General features: G+C 49.5%; 18 protein-coding genes. 10 read left to right on the top strand and 8 right to left on the bottom strand.

Annotation, left to right across the window (positions count from 1 at the left end; all coding sequences use genetic code 11):
- The first annotated feature begins 141 nt into the window (after positions 1-141).
- Positions 142-1,248: a BspA family leucine-rich repeat surface protein gene (locus Q0P86_RS14180; RefSeq protein ID WP_295040366.1), complete on the top strand. Its 1,107-nt coding sequence runs from the start codon at positions 142-144 to the stop codon at positions 1,246-1,248.
- A 155-nt stretch (positions 1,249-1,403) separates the two neighbouring features.
- On the opposite strand, the gene Q0P86_RS14185 is transcribed toward Q0P86_RS14180, so the two are convergent.
- Positions 1,404-2,324: a hypothetical protein gene (locus tag Q0P86_RS14185; protein ID WP_294114705.1), complete on the bottom strand. Its 921-nt coding sequence runs from the start codon at positions 2,322-2,324 to the stop codon at positions 1,404-1,406.
- Positions 2,325-2,832: 508 nt separating this feature from the next.
- Here Q0P86_RS14185 and Q0P86_RS14190 point away from each other — a divergent pair.
- The gene (locus Q0P86_RS14190) at positions 2,833-3,762 is read left to right on the top strand and encodes an Rpn family recombination-promoting nuclease/putative transposase (RefSeq protein ID WP_295040344.1); all 930 of its coding nucleotides are present in this window, start codon (positions 2,833-2,835) and stop codon (positions 3,760-3,762) included.
- A gap of 11 nt (positions 3,763-3,773) precedes the next feature.
- On the opposite strand, the gene Q0P86_RS14195 is transcribed toward Q0P86_RS14190, so the two are convergent.
- Complete coding sequence (locus Q0P86_RS14195) at positions 3,774-4,511, bottom strand: hypothetical protein (RefSeq protein WP_295040346.1); 738 nt, start codon at positions 4,509-4,511, stop codon at positions 3,774-3,776.
- 331 nt (positions 4,512-4,842) lie between these two features.
- On the bottom strand, positions 4,843-5,313 hold the full coding sequence (locus tag Q0P86_RS14200) for a hypothetical protein (RefSeq protein WP_295040348.1): 471 nt from the start codon (positions 5,311-5,313) through the stop codon (positions 4,843-4,845).
- A 240-nt stretch (positions 5,314-5,553) separates the two neighbouring features.
- Between Q0P86_RS14200 and Q0P86_RS14205 the strand changes: the two genes are divergently transcribed.
- On the top strand, positions 5,554-6,603 hold the full coding sequence (locus tag Q0P86_RS14205) for an Rpn family recombination-promoting nuclease/putative transposase (RefSeq protein ID WP_295040349.1): 1,050 nt from the start codon (positions 5,554-5,556) through the stop codon (positions 6,601-6,603).
- A 68-nt stretch (positions 6,604-6,671) separates the two neighbouring features.
- Here the strand turns inward: Q0P86_RS14205 and Q0P86_RS14210 are convergent, their stop codons facing one another.
- Entirely contained in the window at positions 6,672-7,331 is a 660-nt protein-coding gene (locus tag Q0P86_RS14210; protein ID WP_295040351.1) for a hypothetical protein, read from the bottom strand.
- A gap of 486 nt (positions 7,332-7,817) precedes the next feature.
- On the bottom strand, positions 7,818-9,557 hold the full coding sequence (locus Q0P86_RS14215) for a DEAD/DEAH box helicase family protein (RefSeq protein WP_295040353.1): 1,740 nt from the start codon (positions 9,555-9,557) through the stop codon (positions 7,818-7,820).
- 217 nt (positions 9,558-9,774) lie between these two features.
- Here Q0P86_RS14215 and rpsB point away from each other — a divergent pair, with 217 nt between their 5' ends.
- The 7 genes from rpsB (at position 9,775) to Q0P86_RS14250 (ending at position 16,573) form a co-directional block, all read left to right on the top strand.
- Positions 9,775-10,515, top strand: a complete 741-nt coding sequence (gene rpsB, locus Q0P86_RS14220) for a 30S ribosomal protein S2 (RefSeq protein ID WP_072980006.1) — start codon at positions 9,775-9,777, stop codon at positions 10,513-10,515.
- A gap of 1 nt (position 10,516) precedes the next feature.
- On the top strand, positions 10,517-11,401 hold the full coding sequence (gene tsf / locus Q0P86_RS14225) for a translation elongation factor Ts (protein WP_295040356.1): 885 nt from the start codon (positions 10,517-10,519) through the stop codon (positions 11,399-11,401).
- A 366-nt stretch (positions 11,402-11,767) separates the two neighbouring features.
- Positions 11,768-12,979 (top strand): diguanylate cyclase, encoded by a 1,212-nt coding sequence (locus Q0P86_RS14230; protein ID WP_295040358.1) that lies wholly within the window; start codon positions 11,768-11,770, stop codon positions 12,977-12,979.
- Positions 12,961-15,324 (top strand): EAL domain-containing protein, encoded by a 2,364-nt coding sequence (locus Q0P86_RS14235; RefSeq protein WP_295040360.1) that lies wholly within the window; start codon positions 12,961-12,963, stop codon positions 15,322-15,324. The genes Q0P86_RS14230 and Q0P86_RS14235 overlap by 19 nt, the downstream gene beginning before the upstream one ends.
- Positions 15,325-15,585: 261 nt before the next feature.
- Positions 15,586-15,822: a hypothetical protein gene (locus tag Q0P86_RS14240; protein WP_291023328.1), complete on the top strand. Its 237-nt coding sequence runs from the start codon at positions 15,586-15,588 to the stop codon at positions 15,820-15,822.
- Positions 15,822-16,133 carry a type II toxin-antitoxin system RelE/ParE family toxin gene (locus Q0P86_RS14245; RefSeq protein ID WP_291023326.1) on the top strand — a complete coding sequence of 104 codons (312 nt, stop codon included), beginning with the start codon at positions 15,822-15,824 and terminating at the stop codon, positions 16,131-16,133. The genes Q0P86_RS14240 and Q0P86_RS14245 overlap by 1 nt, the downstream gene beginning before the upstream one ends.
- A gap of 164 nt (positions 16,134-16,297) precedes the next feature.
- Positions 16,298-16,573, top strand: a complete 276-nt coding sequence (locus Q0P86_RS14250; RefSeq protein WP_295040361.1) for a hypothetical protein — start codon at positions 16,298-16,300, stop codon at positions 16,571-16,573.
- A gap of 115 nt (positions 16,574-16,688) precedes the next feature.
- Here Q0P86_RS14250 and Q0P86_RS16955 read toward each other — a convergent pair whose 3' ends face one another.
- The 3 genes from Q0P86_RS16955 to Q0P86_RS14260 all read right to left on the bottom strand — a co-directional run bounded on the left by Q0P86_RS16955 (position 16,689) and on the right by Q0P86_RS14260 (position 17,672).
- On the bottom strand, positions 16,689-16,901 hold the full coding sequence (locus Q0P86_RS16955) for a PIN domain-containing protein (RefSeq protein ID WP_366941319.1): 213 nt from the start codon (positions 16,899-16,901) through the stop codon (positions 16,689-16,691).
- Between the two features lie 188 nt (positions 16,902-17,089).
- Positions 17,090-17,311 carry a hypothetical protein gene (locus Q0P86_RS14255; RefSeq protein ID WP_295040362.1) on the bottom strand — a complete coding sequence of 74 codons (222 nt, stop codon included), beginning with the start codon at positions 17,309-17,311 and terminating at the stop codon, positions 17,090-17,092.
- A gap of 178 nt (positions 17,312-17,489) precedes the next feature.
- On the bottom strand, positions 17,490-17,672 hold the full coding sequence (locus Q0P86_RS14260) for a hypothetical protein (protein ID WP_295040364.1): 183 nt from the start codon (positions 17,670-17,672) through the stop codon (positions 17,490-17,492).
- Positions 17,673-18,278 lie beyond the last annotated feature (606 nt).

An 18,278-nucleotide genomic window follows, 5' to 3' on the forward strand; every position in this document is an offset into this window, starting at 1 on the left:
CGCCCACCGGGGCGAAAAACCGGGCCGAAAGGCCCGGAACAAAGAAGGGACAGCGCCTGAATTACGATAATTTTACGCCTGAAAACGACAAATAAACCCATCTTCAGGAAAAGAATGTATTTTTAGAGGTACCCTGGTGATATTAGCCAATGGGATGTGTCTAATGTGACAATGATGGTTAAAATGTTTGGCTTTTCTCAATTTAATGACGATATCAGCCAATGGGATGTATCCAATGTGACGGACATGAACAGTATGTTTTTGGGATCTCACTTTGATGGCGATATTAGCCACTGGAATGTATCTAATGTGACGAATATGAATTTGATGTTTTATAATTCGCAATTCAAAGGTGATATTAGCCGCTGGGGAGTTTATGGACCTTTAACAAATGGAACCCCTGTGAGAAAAATTGTTGCAACGGACGAAAATATTAAGAATTTGGTAAATGATGCTATTGAGAATTCTGGCATCATGGCGATGTATGGTGAAAAATGTGATTTGAATTTTATTGATGTATCTAACGTGACGGATATGAGAGGTTTGTTTAAAAAATTAAAGGTCAAAGTAGATGTTAGTCAATGGGATGTGTCCAATGTGACAAATATGAGCGAAATGTTTTGCGATTCCGAATTTAACGGAGATGTTAGTCAATGGGATGTGTCCAATGTGACAAATATGAGCGAAATGTTTTGCGATTCCGAATTTAACGGAGATGTTAGTCAATGGGATGTGTCTCGTGTGGCGGATATGAGTGGAATGTTTTATAGATCCCGATTCAATGGAGATATCAGTAATTGGAACGTATCTAATGTGACGAATATGAGCCATCTGTTTTGTGAATCTAGATTCAAAGGTAATATTAGCCGCTGGAATGTATCCAATGTGACAGATATGAGCTATATGTTTAGTGATTCTCAATTTAATGGCGATATTAGTAACTGGAATGTTTCTAATGTGACGAATATGAGTTTGATGTTTAATGCGTCTGTTTTTAATGGAGACATTAGTAAATGGGATGTATCCAATGTGACGAATATGTATTGTATGTTTTTTGGTGCTCAATTTAGAGGAAATATTAGTGAATGGAACGTGTCTAAAGTGATAAATATGCATGAAATGTTTAATTATTCTGATTACGATGGTGATATTGATAAATGGGATGTATCTAGTAATGCCGATGTGTCTGGAATGTTTGATAGAAGTCCACTTGAAAAGAAGCCGCCTAAGTGGTATAAAGGTTGGTAGTATCTATAAATTGTTAGTAAAAAATTGATACTATCTTATAGAAATAGACTTTGACTATACCCAAAGCCCGATGACAAATCAAGTCTTCGGGCTTTCAATAATCTAAAAAAACGAACTTATTATACCAGCGATTAATATAGCCGAGTCGCTAAAGACTAGGGAGTCTTCCCTTTCCAGGTGAAAGAAACTTTTCTGTGGATTCTTGGAAGGCTGACTTTTTTCTTGTCTATTGTATCGGAAGCAGGTTGCGGAATATTTAATTGTTGTTTAAGGTTGAAAATGTAATCGATTGCTTGTTGCGAGGGGTTTTCGAAGCCGAGTTCCTTGAAAAGCGCGACGCCGTCTAAATTGCTGCTTGCATTCTTTTGTTTGGCGATGGCGCTCTCAAGCAAGTTTAATCCGGTGTCGAAAAAGGCTCTGCACCCGTTACGGCCGCCCGGTAGTGGAAGTACTTGCGAAAAGATTCCCGTTCTTTTCATCAGGACGCCCGTAGACTCGAAATCGTTTTTTGCTTTATTGTATGCACTGATGTTGGGAGCGCTAGTGCGAAAAGTCCAAATGCTTCTTAACCCTTCAACTACCTTGGATTTAGGATTCTGCAGGGCTTTTAGAGGGATGCCGGATTCAACAAGAATGCGTGCGCAGTGGTGAAATGCCTTGCTGTCTTGTGTAAGAGGAGGTCTTCCCAGGACTCTTTCGGCGGTGTTGATGAAGGAGGCCCACTGACTGGGGCTTAAATCGTCAAGGCCAATTTCAGAGGTGTATTCCGGCCTGATAGCGAGGTCCCAATCGTCAGAGCATCTGTTGATAAGTGCGCATCGGATTAGGAATAGGGTGGCAAAAACTTTCGTTTCAATAGGAGCTTTTGTTTTGTAGTGGGTGTCACGATTTTCGTCATATTGATATATGGCGTTAGAAATGTCGTACGATTCCAGCTGTTCTGTAATATCTTGAATGTAGTCGCTTAGTTCGGTTGTGCTGGCGTTACTAAAACAGCTCCACTTGTAGATAGGGTTCTTTAGGTTGCCTGCTGAGTAGGCAAGACTACTCCAATATGTGTTGATGTCGTATGACATAATGGTGATATTCCTTCTTGTTTTTCAAAAAGATAAATCAAAGAAGTCTGTTTGTCAAAACTTTTTAGAACAAAATGTATAAAAGCCCGATGACAATGAAGTCACCGGGCTTTCGTTCACCAACAACGGAAAATTAAGGAAATTCTTTTTACTTGCAACCCTTCGTTGCCCAGGTTCGGTTTTTGGGGTCCTGGATTACAATCTTTTCTTTGGTGTAGTGGACAAACTTTGTGCCGTTCTTGGCGGTGTAGATTTTCGGTTGTGCCATAAGGGCCTCCTTTTTAAGTGTTCATTATATATATCGTAAGGACGTTGGCAAATGTAAAGTGAAAATGGCAGATTTAATAGGGGTGTGTGCAAAAAACGAGAAAAGTACCAAAATTCCTATTTTTTCCGAAATCAGCGTATATATATAAAGATAGGGTTCTTCCTATTCGCCCGGCGTGGGCGGCACGCCGAAATTCCCCGAGTCCGCAAACGACTGTTTGCGGAAAGGACGAACTTACACATGAACAAGAAAAAGAGAAACCGCAGACACGATCCTTTCTTCCGTTATATTTACGCAGTTCCCGCCAACACCCGGACGCTCTTGCGACTTGCTCGGCGCAAGAACCCGGAACTTCGTAAGATGCTTGCTACTGTGGACATGGATTCGTTGGAGCTAATACCCGGCAGTTTCAGCAGCGTCAAGGAATGGGGACAGTCTGACCTTGCGTTTAAGGCCCGCATCAAGGGTGGACCCGAAATTTTTGTGGGGATCCTTCTGGAGCACAAGTCCTACCGCGAAAGTGATGTGCTGTCGCAGATTTATCGCTACACCTTCGAGGTAATGCAAAACAAGGGGGCGACCGATTTCGGTTGGCTGCCGACCAAGGCGATTATTATCTATAACGGTCGGAGTGGTTGGGATCCGTTGGTGGAATTTCGTACCAAAAGCAGAGGGGCGTTCAACGGTCGCGAATTACCATTCGAATGCGTCCTCGTGAACCTCGCCGATATCCCTGACGAGGCGTGCCTCAGGGAGCCGAACGTAGAGGCGGCTGTCGGCGTACTCGTGATGAAACATGCGTTTGACGCCGATGGCCTCAGAAGTATTGTGTGTGGGCTGACAAGGATGCTTTCTCATCTGGAAAATGGCGCCAGGGCTACCCTTGCGGAAAAAATTGTAGTATATTTAGGAGAGTACCTAGATGAAGAAGTCGTGGAGGAACTGCGTATGCGTATGAGTATCGGACAAGTTCTGGGCATCAAGACGGCTGGCGACCGCCTTCGCGCTGCCGAGCGTGCCACTGCTCGTGCTACAGCTCGCCGTGTCCGTAAGCAGGAACGTGAGAAGTATGATGCGCAAAACGCCGCCCGTGACAAGAGAATTGCGGAATATCTTCAGTCGATAGGCGTTTCTGCGAAGAAAATTAATACGGCCTTGGCCATCAAGTAATTCCTTGCTGGCTATGCCGCCATCAGCAGGCGGAATTCCTCTTCGAGTCCGCATTCGGCCATGGTTTGCCGGAGGCTCTTCTTCACGTTCTTCATGTTGGCGCGTTCGCAGCCGATGCGTCTGGCGGCTTCGGCGTCGGAGTAATTGCCTTCGCTGCAGAGTTCATGTATGATGTTGAGCCGGTGGAGAGCCTTGGGGTCTCTCGCGGCCAGGCGTTTTTTGAATAGGGCAACCAAATCTTTTTTGTCAAAATCGCATTTCAGTTCGTTGCGTTCCCCGGTAAAGGGGTTTACGTCGCAATTGTCGATGCGTGAATACGATTCCTCGTCGGAATCGCTGTTGCTTGTGCAGCGGTCGAGTTCCTCGCGCTTGCTGCGCTTGGCGTTTTTGCGCTTTTCGTCGCGCATGCGCCATTCCCCGATTTTGGCGATGTAGGCGGCAAAGGGGACCTTTCGGCTCGGCTCGAAATCCAAGACGGCCTTGTAGAAAAGCATGTAGGCGTTGCCCGCCAGGTTTTCCCGGCGTTCTGCGGGGCTACAACCCCAGAGACTGAAGTCGGAGTCGAGCAGGTAAGATTTCTTTGCCACGAGTGCGGTAAAGAAGTCCCCGAAAATGGCCCAAAGGGCATGAATGGCCCTTTCGTAGGCTTTCGCGCTCGGTGCCGTCTGGACGATCGCGATGAGGTTGTTGATTTCGGCGGTGGTTGCCTGGATTTTTTTTGTGGTGGTTGCCTGGTTGTTGAGCGCCATAAGCTACTCCTTGGGTGTGTGCCCCTATCGGGGCGGGGTGGATTTTTTTAGACAAAAAAAAGAGCCCCTTGATTTAAAATTCATTTAAATCAAAAGGCTCTTTTTAAAGTCTTTCTATGTCAAACGATCTCAAGAGATCTACTTTACTACAAATAATATATGGCTGCTAGGTGATGCTGTCAGCTAAGGCGGTGGTGCCGGCGATGCTCCGAAGAACCGTATGGTAAAAATCACGTTCATTTTCATACCTCTAAAATATAGTTTAATCCGGATGTCAAAACCTGACAGTTTGTCATTTTTTTTTGGCGATGTTTTGTAAACTTTTGTTTTATCAATCTTCTTCTTCGCCGTTTTCCCATTCCTCTTCCGCGTCGGACTTGGGAATCTCGATTTCGCTCAGGAGCTTGCCTTTGGTCTTCTTGATGAAGGCCTTTGTCTTGTCCCAGTCGGCGCGCATGATGTAAATCAGGTAGCGGAGCCCCTCGTAGCATTCGATGCCCTTGTGGTTTTCGAAGAAATCGGCGTAGCTTTCGCCTTCGTACAGCGTGTGGTTGTTTACAATATCGCTAAAGTCGTTTTCGGTTGGGTCCATAAACCTGTCGAATACGGATTCCTTCGTCTTGTAGAATGCGGGCATGCCCTCGGCCTCCGAAAGCGTGTAGAAGACAGGCTTGCCCTTTGCGGTTTGGGGCATGAGTTCCACCTCGGCCACCAGGATGGACGGGTCCGGGCCGCCGCTGCACACCTCCACGCGGGCGTCAACGATCTGGTATTTCGTGTTCTTGGTAACTGCGTGTCCCATAAGGGCCTCCCTAAAAAGTGTTCACTATATATATCGTATGGAATTTTTCTAATGTAAAGTGAAAATGAAAAAAAATTAGGACCGTGCAAAAAAACGGAAAAAGGTGGAGAAATTCCTAATTTTTCTAAAACCAGCGTATATATATAAAGATAGGGTCCCTTCCTATTCGCCCGGCGTGGGCGGCACGCCGAATAACCCTGATTCCGCAGACGACTGCTTGCGGAAAGGACGAACTTGTGCATGAACAAGAAAAAAAAGAAACGGATGGTTGTTTCCGGAACCGAATCAGCGACTGTAAATGCAAAACACCGCAAGCATGATCCATTCTTCCGCTATATTTACGCGATTCCCGCCAACACGCGCACTCTCCTTCGGCTTGCGCGGCGCAGGAACCCCGAACTCCGCAAGATGCTCGCCTCTGTAGACATGGATTCCCTGGAATTGATTCCGGGCAGTTTTAGCTCTGTCAAGGAATGGGGGCACTCTGATCTCGCGTTCAAGGCGCGCATCAAGGGCGGTCCCGAAATTTTCGTGGGCATCTTGTTGGAGCACAAGTCCTACCATGAAAGCGACGTACTTTCACAGATTTACCGCTACACCTTCGAGGTCATGCATAACAAGGGTGCAACCGATTTCGGCTGGCTCCCGACCAAGGCGATTATCATCTACAATGGACGTGTCGGCTGGAACCCGCTGGCGGAATTCCGCACCAAGTACAGGGGGCGGTTCAATGGTCGCGAATTGCCGTTCGAGTGCGTCCTCGTGAATCTCGCTGACATTCCCGACGGGGCCTGCCTTAGGGAGCCGAATGTCGAGGCTTCAATCGGGGCTTTGGTGATGAAGCATGCCTTCGATGCCGATGGACTGAAAGGAATCGTGGACAAGTTGGCAAAAATGCTTTCCCGGCTGGATAATGGCGCAAGGGCTACCCTTGCGGAGAAAATTGTAGTATATTTAGGAGAGTACCTAGATGAAGAAGTCGTTGAGGAATTGCGTATGCGTATGAGTATCGGACAGGCCCTGGGCATCAAGACGGCTGGCGACCGTCTCCGTGCCGCAGAACGCGCCGCAGTTCGCCGCGGTCGGAAACGCGGCTTGGAAGAAGGCCGAAAAGAAGGTCGAAAGGAAGGCCGAATGGAAGGCCGAAAGGAAGGCATTGAACAGGGGGCCAAGCAGGAACGCGAGAAGAATGATGCGCAAAACGCTGCTCGCGATGCTAAACGGGTCAGGTTTCTACGTTCGCAGAAGGTTCCGGAGTCCGTGATTTCTGCGATGCTTGCGCTCAAGTAAAGAGATTCCCAAGTTTCTCCGTGCTACCGTAACACGGCAAAATTTGGCCGCAAAAGGTGCGGCCACGGCTACGCCGCCAGGGCCATGCGGCAGTCTTCGACCAGGCCGTATTCGCTCAAGTGCTGAAGCAGCTGCTTGCGGTAGTTGTTCGTGGTGGCGCGGGTGCACCCCATGCGTCTAGCGGCTTCGGCGTCGGTGGGGTTCAGGCCGTCGTAGCAGATGTCCATGAGGGTGTCGAAGTAGCGGAGGAGCGTCGGGTTGCCCTTGAGACTGCGCTTGATGGCATCGATGGCGTCCTTGAGGTAGACATTGTTTTCCGTATCGTTGGGGGCGGCGCAGTTCTCGATGTACTCGAGAGGCTCTTCGCGGTCGTCTCTTTTGGAGTTTTCGCGCTTGTCTGTCTGGAGTTGCCATTTGACCTTGTTGGCGATGTGTGCCATGAAGGGCACGCCCAGGGTGGCGTCGAATTCCTGGGCGGTCTTGAGGAACACCTCGAAGGTCTCTCCCATGACGGCGGCGCGGCGGTCAGCGACACTGTAGCCGTGGTAGCCAAAATCGGAGTCCATGTTGTAGGACTGCTTGGCGGCGATTCCTACGACATTATCGCCGAACTGCTCCCACATCTGCCCGATGGCGCTTGCGCGGGCTTCCTCGGTAGGGGCGGTCTGGACGAGCGCGATGAGGTTGTTGATTTGGGTGGCGGTGGCCGGGGTGTTGTTGTGACGCATGGGCGTACTCCTTTGGGTGTTTGACGGTGTCCGTCGGCTGGCGGACGGCGAGAAAAGACGACAAAAAGCCCCTTGATAAAATTTTTATCAAAAGACGGTTGTATAAAGGGAAAGACGAAAGTTATTTGGTCAAGCCGAGGGCGAGACCCTTATAGATATAATAGGAGGAAGCACCCATCGGGGCGCCGGAAAACCAAACAGAGAAATTATCAATCACTCTCATGCTTACAAATATAGCAACGCCCAGATGTCAAAAGATGACACTCGAAATTTGTGTCCGGAAAATTTTGCAAACTTTTATTTACAAATGTGTTGGTAAGCCAGTTCATAATCGTGCTTATATATCGTTTATAAAATTCAAAATGTAAAACGAAAAAGCTTTTTTTTTCGAAAAAGCGATTTTGTGCCCTATTTATAGTTTCTTGGGGCAGTCCCGCGGGCGTTGTGCCAGTCATACGATGTTTCGCCGGGTCCCTGGTGTCGGGGTTACATCTTATGTCGTTGCTTGAACACAATCAGGTGTTCCTTGGCGCGCGTCGCGCCGACCATGATCAGGTGGGCGTTGCTGTGCGGGAATCCCGGGCCGTTCTTGGAGGGTTCCAGGTCCGTCAGGATCACCACTTGCTTGTCCAGGCCCTTGTAGCGGTACACCGACACGATGTTTATCGCGGTCCCGTTCAGGGAATCGCTGATGTCGCTCCAGTGGAATTCGTCGTCGTCCAGGTTGGCAAGCCCCGAATTTGCGCGGCTGCGCAGCGAGACGACAAGGATGTCCTCGGGGCCGACTCCTTTTTTCTGTAGACGCCTGATTTCTTTGCGCAGCAGGTCGACCTGGTCTTCGGGATTTTCATACACCCTGACATCGACGGGGCGGCCTGTTGGGGTCTCGTCGTAGCAGGGGATTCTGATGTCGGTCGTGTCGTAGACCCAGTCCAGGATTTTCTTGGTGCAGCGGTACCCGCGTTTCAGCACCATTACCGGCAGGGCGCCTATAGTCTTGTTCCCGAGAACGTCGCGGTTCTTGAAGATGGTCTGGTTGCGGTCGTAGAAAAAGCGGACGATTCCTTTTTCGGGGTCTTTCAATAGCTGCAGCGCTGTATCCAGCCAGCCGTTTTCGAAGTCTTGCCCTTCGTCGATGACGATGGCGTCGAAGAACTGTTTCTTCTTTTTCTCGCGGAGCGCCTTGATGGCGGCAGGGAAACTTGCGACGACGGCCTTATAGTAATCCGTCTTTGCGGCGGGGTCTTCCGGTTCGTGGCGGGGCACTCCTTCTATCTTGGCGTTGCGCACGTACTTGCAGGCCAGCTTGTGGAAACTGGCCGCGACCACCTGGCTGTCGTCAAGGCCTTCTTTCTTGAAATTTTTCTGAAGCTGTTCTGCCAGCAGGTCGTTAAAGCAGAGCACCGCGACGCGTTTACCTTCGGCGATAAGGCGCCGGGTCTCCCACAGCACCAAGAGCGATTTTCCGGACCCGGCGACCCCTTCGATCTGTATGCGCGGATTCCTGGTGATCGATTCCATGAGCATTTCCTGGAAAGCGGTCGGCTGCAGGCGCGCACTCGATTCCATTTCCCAGAGTTCCGGCCAGGTCGGCTCGTCGAAGCAGCCCAAGAAACTCGTGAGGCGGTTGTAGTCCTCGTCGCTCAGAACTTCGTTCGGGAAGGGCTTTCCTCCGTGCGATTCTTCCTTGGTCTCGAGAATTTTCTTGACCTTGCGTTCGAGCGTGTTGTAGCTTTTTAGGTCTTGCTTCAGGATGATGCGCTTGGGCTGAATGGCGTTGCTGCCGATTTTTCCCATGTTTTCCATGTCGGCAAAACAGACTGCCCACTGCACGCGCACCTTGTAGTAGGTGAGTCCGCCTTCCTTGGGGAACATCTCGCTGAAGTGGTCGTGGAGCGGGTGAATGGACTGCTCGATTTGCTGGATGGGGGAGCGGTCCATGATGCGGCCCCCCTGTTTCCAGATGAATCCGTTTTCGGTACCCTGGGCTTCTTCGGTGGAAATCTGGCCGTCCTTGCATTCGATCAGGAGCATGCCGTATTTCTTGTGGTACAGAATGCAGTCCACCTCGTGGTCGATGCTTTGGGAATTCTTCCTGTCCTCGAATTTTAGCCGCGGGTTCATCCAGATGTCCCATTCGTCGTTCAGGCAGGCGGCGGTATCGAAAAGGGCTTTTTCGGAGCGGGAATTGGAATTGGCGGAAATTCTTTTGCGGATGGTAGACATTTGGGGGTCCTTTTTACGGCTTTTTCGTTCAAATATACATTAGACACTGCTCCCTCTTTTTTCTACATTTACGCGCGCTTGGGCAATTTCGCCTAGGTAAAACCAATCACCGGCTTGCGAGAGTCGCTTCGGTGGCACCGTCCTGACCCCTGGGTCCGCCCTGTGCTTCGCGGCTTAATTGCAGTCCGGGCAGTAACAACCGAAAAGGAAATACATTATGGCAAATCTGCCTTCTGTCGAAGATCTGCTTGCTGCAGGTTCCCACTTTGGTCACCAGACTCAGCGCTGGAACCCGAAAATGAAACCCTACATCTTGGCTGAAAAGAACGGCATCTACGTTCTCAACCTCTCCAAGACCCGCGAACTCCTTGAAGAAGCCGCCAAGGCCGCTGCCAAGATTTCTGAATCTGGCAAGACCGTGCTCTTCGTTGGCACCAAGCCGACCGCCCGTCAGTGCGTGCTCGACGCTGCCGCTTCTTGCAACCAGTTCTCCGTGACCAACCGCTGGCTCGGTGGTATGCTCACGAACTTCCAGACCGTCCGTAAGTCCATCAAGAAGATTGACAAGATCGATGCCATGGAAGCTGATGGTACTTTCCAGGCCCTCTCCAAGAAGGAAGTCCTCGACAAGAACCGCGAACGCGAAAAGCTCCTTTCCGTGTTCGGTGGCATCCGTGAAATGGTGAACCTCCCGGGTCTCCTCGTCGTGACCGACCTCGCTCACGAAAAGATCGCCGTGGCTGAAGCTCGCCGCCTCCACATTCCTATCATCGGCATTTGCGACACGAACGTCGACCCGACTCTCGTGGACTATCCGATTCCGGCCAACGATGACGCCGTGAAGTCCCTCACGCTCATCATCGACTACATTGCCGCCAACGTTGCAAAGCGTTCCGCCGACAAGAAGGCCGACAAGGAAGAAGTGAAGAAGTTCGACAACGGCGAGGAAGAAAAGTAATATGCAGATTACCGCTTCCCTCGTTAACGAACTCCGCCAGAAGACTGGCGTGGGCATGATGCAGTGCAAGAAGGCCCTCACCGAAACTGACGGCGACATGGACAAGGCCGTTGAACTCCTCCGCAAGCAGGGTGCTGCTGTTGCCGCCAAGCGCGCCGACAAGGCCGCCAAGGAAGGCCGCATCTACCTCATCGAAACCGCTGACAAGGCCGCCGCTTTCGAACTCTCTTGCGAAACGGAACCGGTTTCCAACAACGACGACTTCGTCGCTCTCGCCAACATGGCCGTGAAGGCTGTCGAAACTCAGGCTATCGCCTCTGTCGACGACCTCAAGAATGCCGTGGTCGATGGCAAGAAGATCAACGATGTGCTCCAGGACGTGCTCGTCAAGATCCAGGAAAACATCGACTTCCGCAAGTTCGCCGAAATGAAGAAGGTCGCTAACTCCGTGTTTGGCGTTTACAGCCACATGAAGGGCAAGATCGGCGTGATTACCGAACTCGCTTTCGAAGGCACCGCTTCTGACGAAGCTGCTCTCAAGCAGGCTGCTAAGGACATCGCTATGCAGGCCGCCGCATTTGCTCCGGTCGCCCTGAACGATGCCGCCGTACCGGCCGAAACCATCGAAAAGGAAAAGGAAATCGCCAAGGCCCAGATCGAAGCTTCCGGCAAGGCTCCGAAGCCCGAATTCCTGCAGCGCCAGATCGACGGTCGCGTCGCCAAGGTGCTCAAGGAAATCGTTCTCGAAGACCAGGAATTCTTCATGTCCGAAAAGAACCCGAAGAAGCTCAGCGTCAAGGACTACCTCCAGGAAGTCGTCGCCAAGCAGCTCGGTCTTTCCAGCCTGAAGGTCGTGAACTTCATCCGCTTCGAACGCGGTAACTAATTAGCCGTGTCATGAGCGGAGAGGCGAAGCCTCGAAGTCGAAGACAACTCAGAAGGCGAGTGTTGCGCCCATGCTTGCATGGGCATAACCGAGCCAAAGAGTTGGGGCTTTAGCCCCATCCTAGCTACAATTAAATTGGTCGCTCCCTCGTGGGGCGGCCATTTTGTATTTGCGAAGGTCACTGTAGCTTTTGCTCGCTTTTTTTAAAAAACGGCTTTTTTGGGACATTTTACAGGAATAGCGTGTAATTATGATTGCTTTTTAGAGTCTATTGTATTATTTTAAGTATTAAATAACATTTTTGTTTGGTTTATGGCGATGTCATTGAATGCGTCTTGTAATCTACCTGAGGTTTTGAGACTGGAATTGGAGAAGTCCGGGGTCCCGCTCGCGGTCTACCGGCATGAGGACGGCAAGGCTCGGACTGTACTTGTCTCTGACGGGCTTGTCCGTTGGCTGGCCCCGGGAAGGACCCGCGAAGACCTAGTGCGCATTCTCGATGAGGATATGTACCGGGACGTCCACCACGAAGATGTCGTTTACGTGGCGACCAAGGCCAAGGATTTTTCGAAAATCGAGGACGGATGTTACGATGTCGTTTACCGTCAAAAGCTTTATGGCAACAATGATTACCGTACGGTTCATGCCGTAGGGTACCACCGCTATCTCGAAGATGGTACGAAATGCGCCGTTGTCGTTTACGATGACGTGAGCGCTGCACTGGAGTCCAACGGAGGCTCGCGAAGCGATTTCGAGGAGGGCGTCGTTGAGTTCCTGAATACGGACAAGGTGGACCCGTTTGTGATCTTCAACGCGGATACGCATGAAATCTACATGGTGAGCGCCTCGGTGGAACAGGTGTGGAAACCGGTGAGGACGTTTGATTCGGGAATCAAGGTCGAAGAATATTTCTTTACGCCCGAAGAACGCGACCGGATATCTGTTGACGATATTATCGAAAGGGGAGAGACGATCGTCCGCAATCCGCGTACCGGCAAAGACTTGATTGTGAGTGTGTCGCAGATTTCCTGGCGCGGGAGAAATTCCGTGTTCTTGCGAATATGTGAACATGCCGACCGTTATTTCGATCCGCTGACTGGTCTCCCGAATATGGAATATGGCCGCCTGTGCGGCGAAAACTACGTGGAGGACATCCGGAACGCGGGGGGATCTCCGGTTCTCATATTCTTCGACATCGTGGGGATGAAACTCTACAATAGTGCAAACGGATTTAACCAGGGTAACGAATTCCTGATTGATTTCGCTTCATGCATCAAGAAGCAGTTCCCCGACAACCTGATTTGCCGTTTCTCCAACGACCATTTCGCCGTCGTTGCGGATTCTAGCGGAATAGAAGACAGGCTGAACATTATCCGCAAGAGTGTCAAGGGAACCGTTTCCAAGATTTCGATGGACCTCTATGTCGGCATCTGCAATATCGAAGAATATGGCGTGTTCCTGGACGCGAGCGAAAAGGCGAAGCTGGCCTGCAACATCCAGAAGAAAAGGGCGACAACTTTATCCGCTATTACGACAAGGAACTGCACAAAGACCTCATCTTGCAGAACTATGTGGTGAACCATATCGACGAGGCGATTGCGAACGGCTATATCAAGGTTTACTACCAGCCCGTGGTGCGTACGATTACGGAAACGTTCTGCGGCATGGAGGCGCTTGCCCGTTGGATCGACCCGCAGAATGGATTCCTGAATCCGGGTGTGTTTATTGGGACGCTCGAGGAATCGCGCCAGATCCATAAGCTCGACAGCTACATCATCGAACAGGTCTGTAAGGAACTTCGCGAGGAGCTGGACCAGGGCCGCCCGATAGTGCCTGTTTCGTTCAACCTTTCGCGCCTTGACTTTATCGGTTGCGATATCTTTAATGTGGTCGAATCGGCCCTGATGAAGTACCGGATTAAGCGAGACTACATCCGTGTCGAAATTACGGAAAGCATCATGGCTTCGGATTCCTACATCCAGCATGAAATCGAAAGGTTCCGCCTGGTGGGTTACGAAGTCTGGATGGACGATTTCGGCAGCGGCTACTCCTCGCTCAATACTCTCAAGGATTACAAGTTCGACGAACTCAAGATTGACATGGCGTTCCTTTCGAACTTCAACGAGGTCTCCCGCATCATCATCAGTTCGACAGTCCGCATGGCGAAAAGCCTTGGCCTGAAGACGTTGGCCGAAGGTGTTGAAACCAGGGAGCAGCTGGAATTCCTGAAACAAATCGGTTGTGAAAAAGTCCAGGGTTACTATTACGGAAAACCGCAGCCGCTGAAGGATACCATGACGCACATGGAAACTTCAGGAATCGTGGCCGAAAACGACAACATGCGTACGGTGTATTCGAAGCTGGGTCGCCTCGACTATCAGGAAGATTCTCCTAGGGCGATTATGTCTTACGAGAACGGAACATTCAAGTTCCTGTTTGCGAATAAGTTGTACGAAGAACAGCTACTGAGTCTCGGCTTTAAAAATCTTGATGAGGTCGAGGCTGCGTCGAACGATCCGGAAAATCCGGTGTACTACACGCTCCATGAGGCGGAAAAGGCTGCCTATGTGTCCCCTTGCGAGGTGACTTACGTGACGCACGGAATGTACGTCTTTATGAAGGGGCGCCTGGTAGCCGATAATAATGGCTGCCACATTTACGATTTGTGCTTCCGCAACACGCATGTGAGTGCCTATGACAGCTCTTCCAGTAGCAAAGATTCTACGCTTCCGGCAAATACGAAGACTGTTCTGCTTGCCGAGGCCAACCCGCAGAACAGGGCGTTCCTTGGCAGTATTCTCAGGTCAAATTACAACGTGTTGCTTGCTCCGGATGGCGAGCACGCCCTCAAGCTTCTGCTTGAATACGGGAATAGGATTTCGCTTGCGTTGGTGAATGCCGTCCTTCCGAAAATGGATGGCTTCAAGATGATCCGGAAATTCCACGAGGCGAGAAGTAATCTTCAGATTCCCTTTGTCGTGATGACAGACAATTTGGATCTTGCAAAGGAAAGTATTCGTCTTGGAGCCTATCAGTTTATCCGCTTGCCCATTATGGACAAGAGCATGCTCAAGGCAAAAATAGATGGCGCCATCAAGAATGCCGAAGTGCTGCAACAGCTTGCTTTGAACTATATGGAATATGTGCCTGGAGGGGTCATTCTTTTAAATGCCCGCAGCGGAAAAATCCTATATGTAAACGGTTGCGTGCTCGACATCTTCGAATGCGAAAGTTTCGAGGAATTCTGTGAATTTGTTGGGGAACGCTTTAAGAATGCGATTCTTCCGGAAGACTACAAGGTTGTTTATCAGGATTTGCTGGAACAGATCTCAAACAAGAACGATGTGACAAAGCAGATAACCTATCGCACCAAAACGGGTAAGGGTAGAATCAAGCGCGTCTATCACGTGGGTAAGTTCTACAAGAAAACTCCGTACGGGGATATTTTCTCTGCGTTCATTTCGGAAGATGACGTGGCGATGAAAAAGTACTTTACCCGTAAAGAGGCTTTCGCGAAATTCATGGCGTCTGGAATCGCGACAAACACGAAGTCTTTCGACCCGGGCTATAGGGGTTTCCTTTTCTGGAACCTGACCAAGAATTCGCCGGTGCTTCGCATGGGCGGAATCTCGTACATCCCCAAGGATCTCGAAGACAAGTACACCTACGAAATCCATTACAAGTACCTGAGTTCCCTGATGCAGCAAAGTGAAACCAATGTCATGAACGCGTTGGATTACACCCGCGAAAAGCTGATTCTGGATTACATGAACAAGTGCGTGGTGCATTCGCTGGACATAAACTATGACGTCGCGGGCTACAAGTTTACCATTCGTTCTAGCTTCGACATGATGATGGACCCGGATTCCGGCGACATCATTCTTAAGCTACAAAACGACAACGTCAAGACAACGAAGAAGTAGAACCGATATGACATGTCACCCTGGACCCTGGCGTGCGCACAGCACGATAGGGGATAGGGTCTAATTAAGCCTGCTTATAGCTCTCCATCGCTTCCACATCCACGCTCTTCACGAAGTTGTAGTGCTTGGCGGTGTCGCGAAGTTGACAAGTAAAGATGTGAATGCGTAAATTGCCTTATTGGGGGCTTTTTCTACTTTATCGCAAGTTCGCCTGCTTGTCTCTAGCATTGAATTAGTGTATATTTAATGGTGGAGGTTTTTATGTCCTATGAAACCGTAATTGATCAAGTAAAATCTCTTCCAGAAAGTTCTTTGGAGGAAGTTTCAAGGTATATTGAGTTTTTGCTGTATCAACAGGAACAGGCAGACATGGCTCCCTTAATTGAATCGGATGAAGTATTTGAAGAAAAGATGGAGCGCGGTTATACTGACGCTATAGAAGGTCGAGGAAAACCGCTGGAAGAAGTTTTTCCCGATTTAAGAAAGCGATTCGCCTAATGAATTACAAAGTGATTGTGTCTGAACAGGCCGAACGCGACTTGAACGGCATTTATTCATATATTTATCGCAAATTAAAATCAAAATCAAGTGCGGAAAGAGTTGCTTTGCGGCTGCGTGGTGCAATGGTCGGTCTTTCTGTACTGCCAAAACGTTATCGTGTATATCCGATGGAGCCTTGGCTTTCGAGAGAGATTCGTTCTGTCGCCGTTGGCAATTATGTGTTGTTTTATCTTGTAAAAGATGCCGAGTCGGAAGTTTGGATAACTCGTATCGTGTATGGAAAACGCGATATGAAGAAAGCTCTTTGATGATGTTTAATTCGTAAACAGAAAGCCCCGGCTCATTAGAGTCGGGGCAGAATTGTTTTATGGATTCTATCGGAGCTTCGCTCCTCCAGAATGACATGCTAGGTTATACAGCGCGGGTGCTTGCACACGCATTGGATAACCGACGCAGTCATGCACGAAGTGCAATGACATGTCACCCTGGAGCCGAAGGCGATAGGGTCCAATTAAGCCTGCTTGTAGCTTTCCAGCGCTTCCGCATTCACGCTCTTCACGAAGTTGTAGTGCTTGGCGACTTTGCTTCGACAGGCTCAGCACAGGCACTTTCGGCGAGGTTCAGGTACACCTTCATGCTCTTTTTCGAACAATTCGGGTGCCTTGGTGGCGTCGCGGAGGAGCAACTGGCTCATCACGCAGTTGGCGGCCTTATAAGACCGTTCGGCTTGCGTCTCACTCCCACCTAAAGGTCGCCATGCCCACATAAATGCTTCCCCAAAGAGGATAACTCTACTAAGGTTAAAGCACCAAGTATCGTATAAAAGTACTAAGTAGTCAAAGGTCGCAACGCCCGGCTTGAAACTATTGCAGCATGACGGAAAATTCTTGCAAACTCTTCAAGATTAGTTTCGGAAAATCTATTTCTCGCAGAACGCTGAAATGTGAATCATTCGATACGATGAAGGTTGCATTCCCGGCAATGGCGCAGTCGACAAACTTGTTGTCGTCTGGATCATCCTTTATAAGGTCGAACCTGAAGAAAGTGTCGATAAGTTCAACGGAAGGCGCGTTCAATAGGGTTTGGATGACGTTCGAGGCGATTATTGAATTTGTCTTTTGTCCAATAATCTCTTCCTATTCGTCAAGGATTTCGTTTGAAACACAAAGAGTGTATTTGCCTTCCTGTAAGCCGCGCCAGACATTGAAATAAGCACCCCGTTTAGAAAGGGATGCTAAAAGGCAATTCGTATCAAGAACAATTCTCATTTGTTCTTGTAAGGCGTCCGAAGGTGTTCGTTCAGGACGGCTTCATTTTTTTCGTTGTCCCACTCGCCGGACTCCCACAGAGCATCCATACCGTTCTCGACACGCTTGGAGAAAACATCCGTCAGGGCAACACGAATCTCTTCCAAAGATTTAGAATCCTTGGCAAAGGAAAACATCTTCAGAAGATGCAATTGAGTCGGGTTCAGGACGGTTTCCATAGTTCGCTCCATGTTTCTAATTAGGAATATACATTATTTATGTGCTGTTTGCCAACCCTATTCCAAACTGGAATAGCTCTCTTTCTTTACAAATGGGTCCGAGAATGCCGTTTTGCTTGTAAAGTCGATGCTCTTGCGAACTTTCCAATAGCCTTCTTTATTTCGGCAATGTCCTCTTTTACGCTTTTGACCTTGGATTTGATATCCCTTCTCTTGAAACCAGATAAAAGTAAATCTTCTGTCCGATTTTCTTTTTCCGTAGAGACCCTTTGGGGAGGTCTTCGAGTATGGCGGAATACTTCGCCTGAAGCCTTTCCAGCCGATTGAGTTCTTCTTTCAATATTCCGTTCACGACGCTCATTACCCTACAATATATCAAATTTTAGTAATTGTAGGGTAAGATTCTTTAATATACAAGAAGGGGGGGGGGGAGGTTTCCCCCTGGCTCCAGCCGAATGTCATCCCCGCGAAGGCGGGGATCTCCTTTCGTCTTCCGCGCACCCCCACTGCGGGGCTCAGACGCCGCCCCCGCAAAACCATGCAAGGCGAGTGCCGCAGCCATGCTTGCATGGCTGTGGCCGAGCCGCAGGGGTTTCTGTAACGCCCGGGCTTGCAAATGCAATATGCTTTTCACAAAAAAAGCGAGGAACATCCTCGCCAAAGATGGACCTGGGTCTTTCGACCAGCCCAATGGAAATAATATAGTATTTTTTATAAAGGGGGAGGAGTCCCCCTGGCTCCTGTTTCGACAGGCCGAGAATCGCGGAAAAGGTTGGTGAGCCTGTCGAACCATCCGCGCACCCCCACTGCGGGGCTCAGACGCCGCCCCGCAACGCCCGGCTTGCCCCACTATTCCTAACATAGGAAACATTTAAGAGTCGCTTTAATCCTTACTATTATCTATATTAAATATTGGCAACCTCTAAAAATTACCCCAAAACGACTATTTACAAATAAACTAACATTT

The organism is uncultured Fibrobacter sp. (assembly GCF_946062555.1).
Lineage (GTDB): Bacteria > Fibrobacterota > Fibrobacteria > Fibrobacterales > Fibrobacteraceae > Fibrobacter.

Excerpts from the sequence above, each read along its gene's own strand:
- Q0P86_RS14205 (WP_295040349.1), top strand. The coding sequence starts at position 5,554 with ATGAACAAGAAAAAAAAGAAACGGATGGTTGTTTCCGGAACCGAATCA.
- Q0P86_RS14200 (WP_295040348.1), bottom strand. The coding sequence starts at position 5,313 with ATGGGACACGCAGTTACCAAGAACACGAAATACCAGATCGTTGACGCC.
- rpsB (WP_072980006.1), top strand. The coding sequence starts at position 9,775 with ATGGCAAATCTGCCTTCTGTCGAAGATCTGCTTGCTGCAGGTTCCCAC.
- Q0P86_RS14195 (WP_295040346.1), bottom strand. The coding sequence starts at position 4,511 with ATGGCGCTCAACAACCAGGCAACCACCACAAAAAAAATCCAGGCAACC.
- Q0P86_RS14210 (WP_295040351.1), bottom strand. The coding sequence starts at position 7,331 with ATGCGTCACAACAACACCCCGGCCACCGCCACCCAAATCAACAACCTC.
- Q0P86_RS14190 (WP_295040344.1), top strand. The coding sequence starts at position 2,833 with ATGAACAAGAAAAAGAGAAACCGCAGACACGATCCTTTCTTCCGTTAT.
- tsf (WP_295040356.1), top strand. The coding sequence starts at position 10,517 with ATGCAGATTACCGCTTCCCTCGTTAACGAACTCCGCCAGAAGACTGGC.
- Q0P86_RS14215 (WP_295040353.1), bottom strand. The coding sequence starts at position 9,557 with ATGTCTACCATCCGCAAAAGAATTTCCGCCAATTCCAATTCCCGCTCC.
- Q0P86_RS14185 (WP_294114705.1), bottom strand. The coding sequence starts at position 2,324 with ATGTCATACGACATCAACACATATTGGAGTAGTCTTGCCTACTCAGCA.
- Q0P86_RS14260 (WP_295040364.1), bottom strand. The coding sequence starts at position 17,672 with ATGAGCGTCGTGAACGGAATATTGAAAGAAGAACTCAATCGGCTGGAA.
- Q0P86_RS14250 (WP_295040361.1), top strand. The coding sequence starts at position 16,298 with ATGACATGTCACCCTGGAGCCGAAGGCGATAGGGTCCAATTAAGCCTG.
- Q0P86_RS14245 (WP_291023326.1), top strand. The coding sequence starts at position 15,822 with ATGAATTACAAAGTGATTGTGTCTGAACAGGCCGAACGCGACTTGAAC.
- Q0P86_RS14255 (WP_295040362.1), bottom strand. The coding sequence starts at position 17,311 with ATGGAAACCGTCCTGAACCCGACTCAATTGCATCTTCTGAAGATGTTT.
- Q0P86_RS14240 (WP_291023328.1), top strand. The coding sequence starts at position 15,586 with ATGTCCTATGAAACCGTAATTGATCAAGTAAAATCTCTTCCAGAAAGT.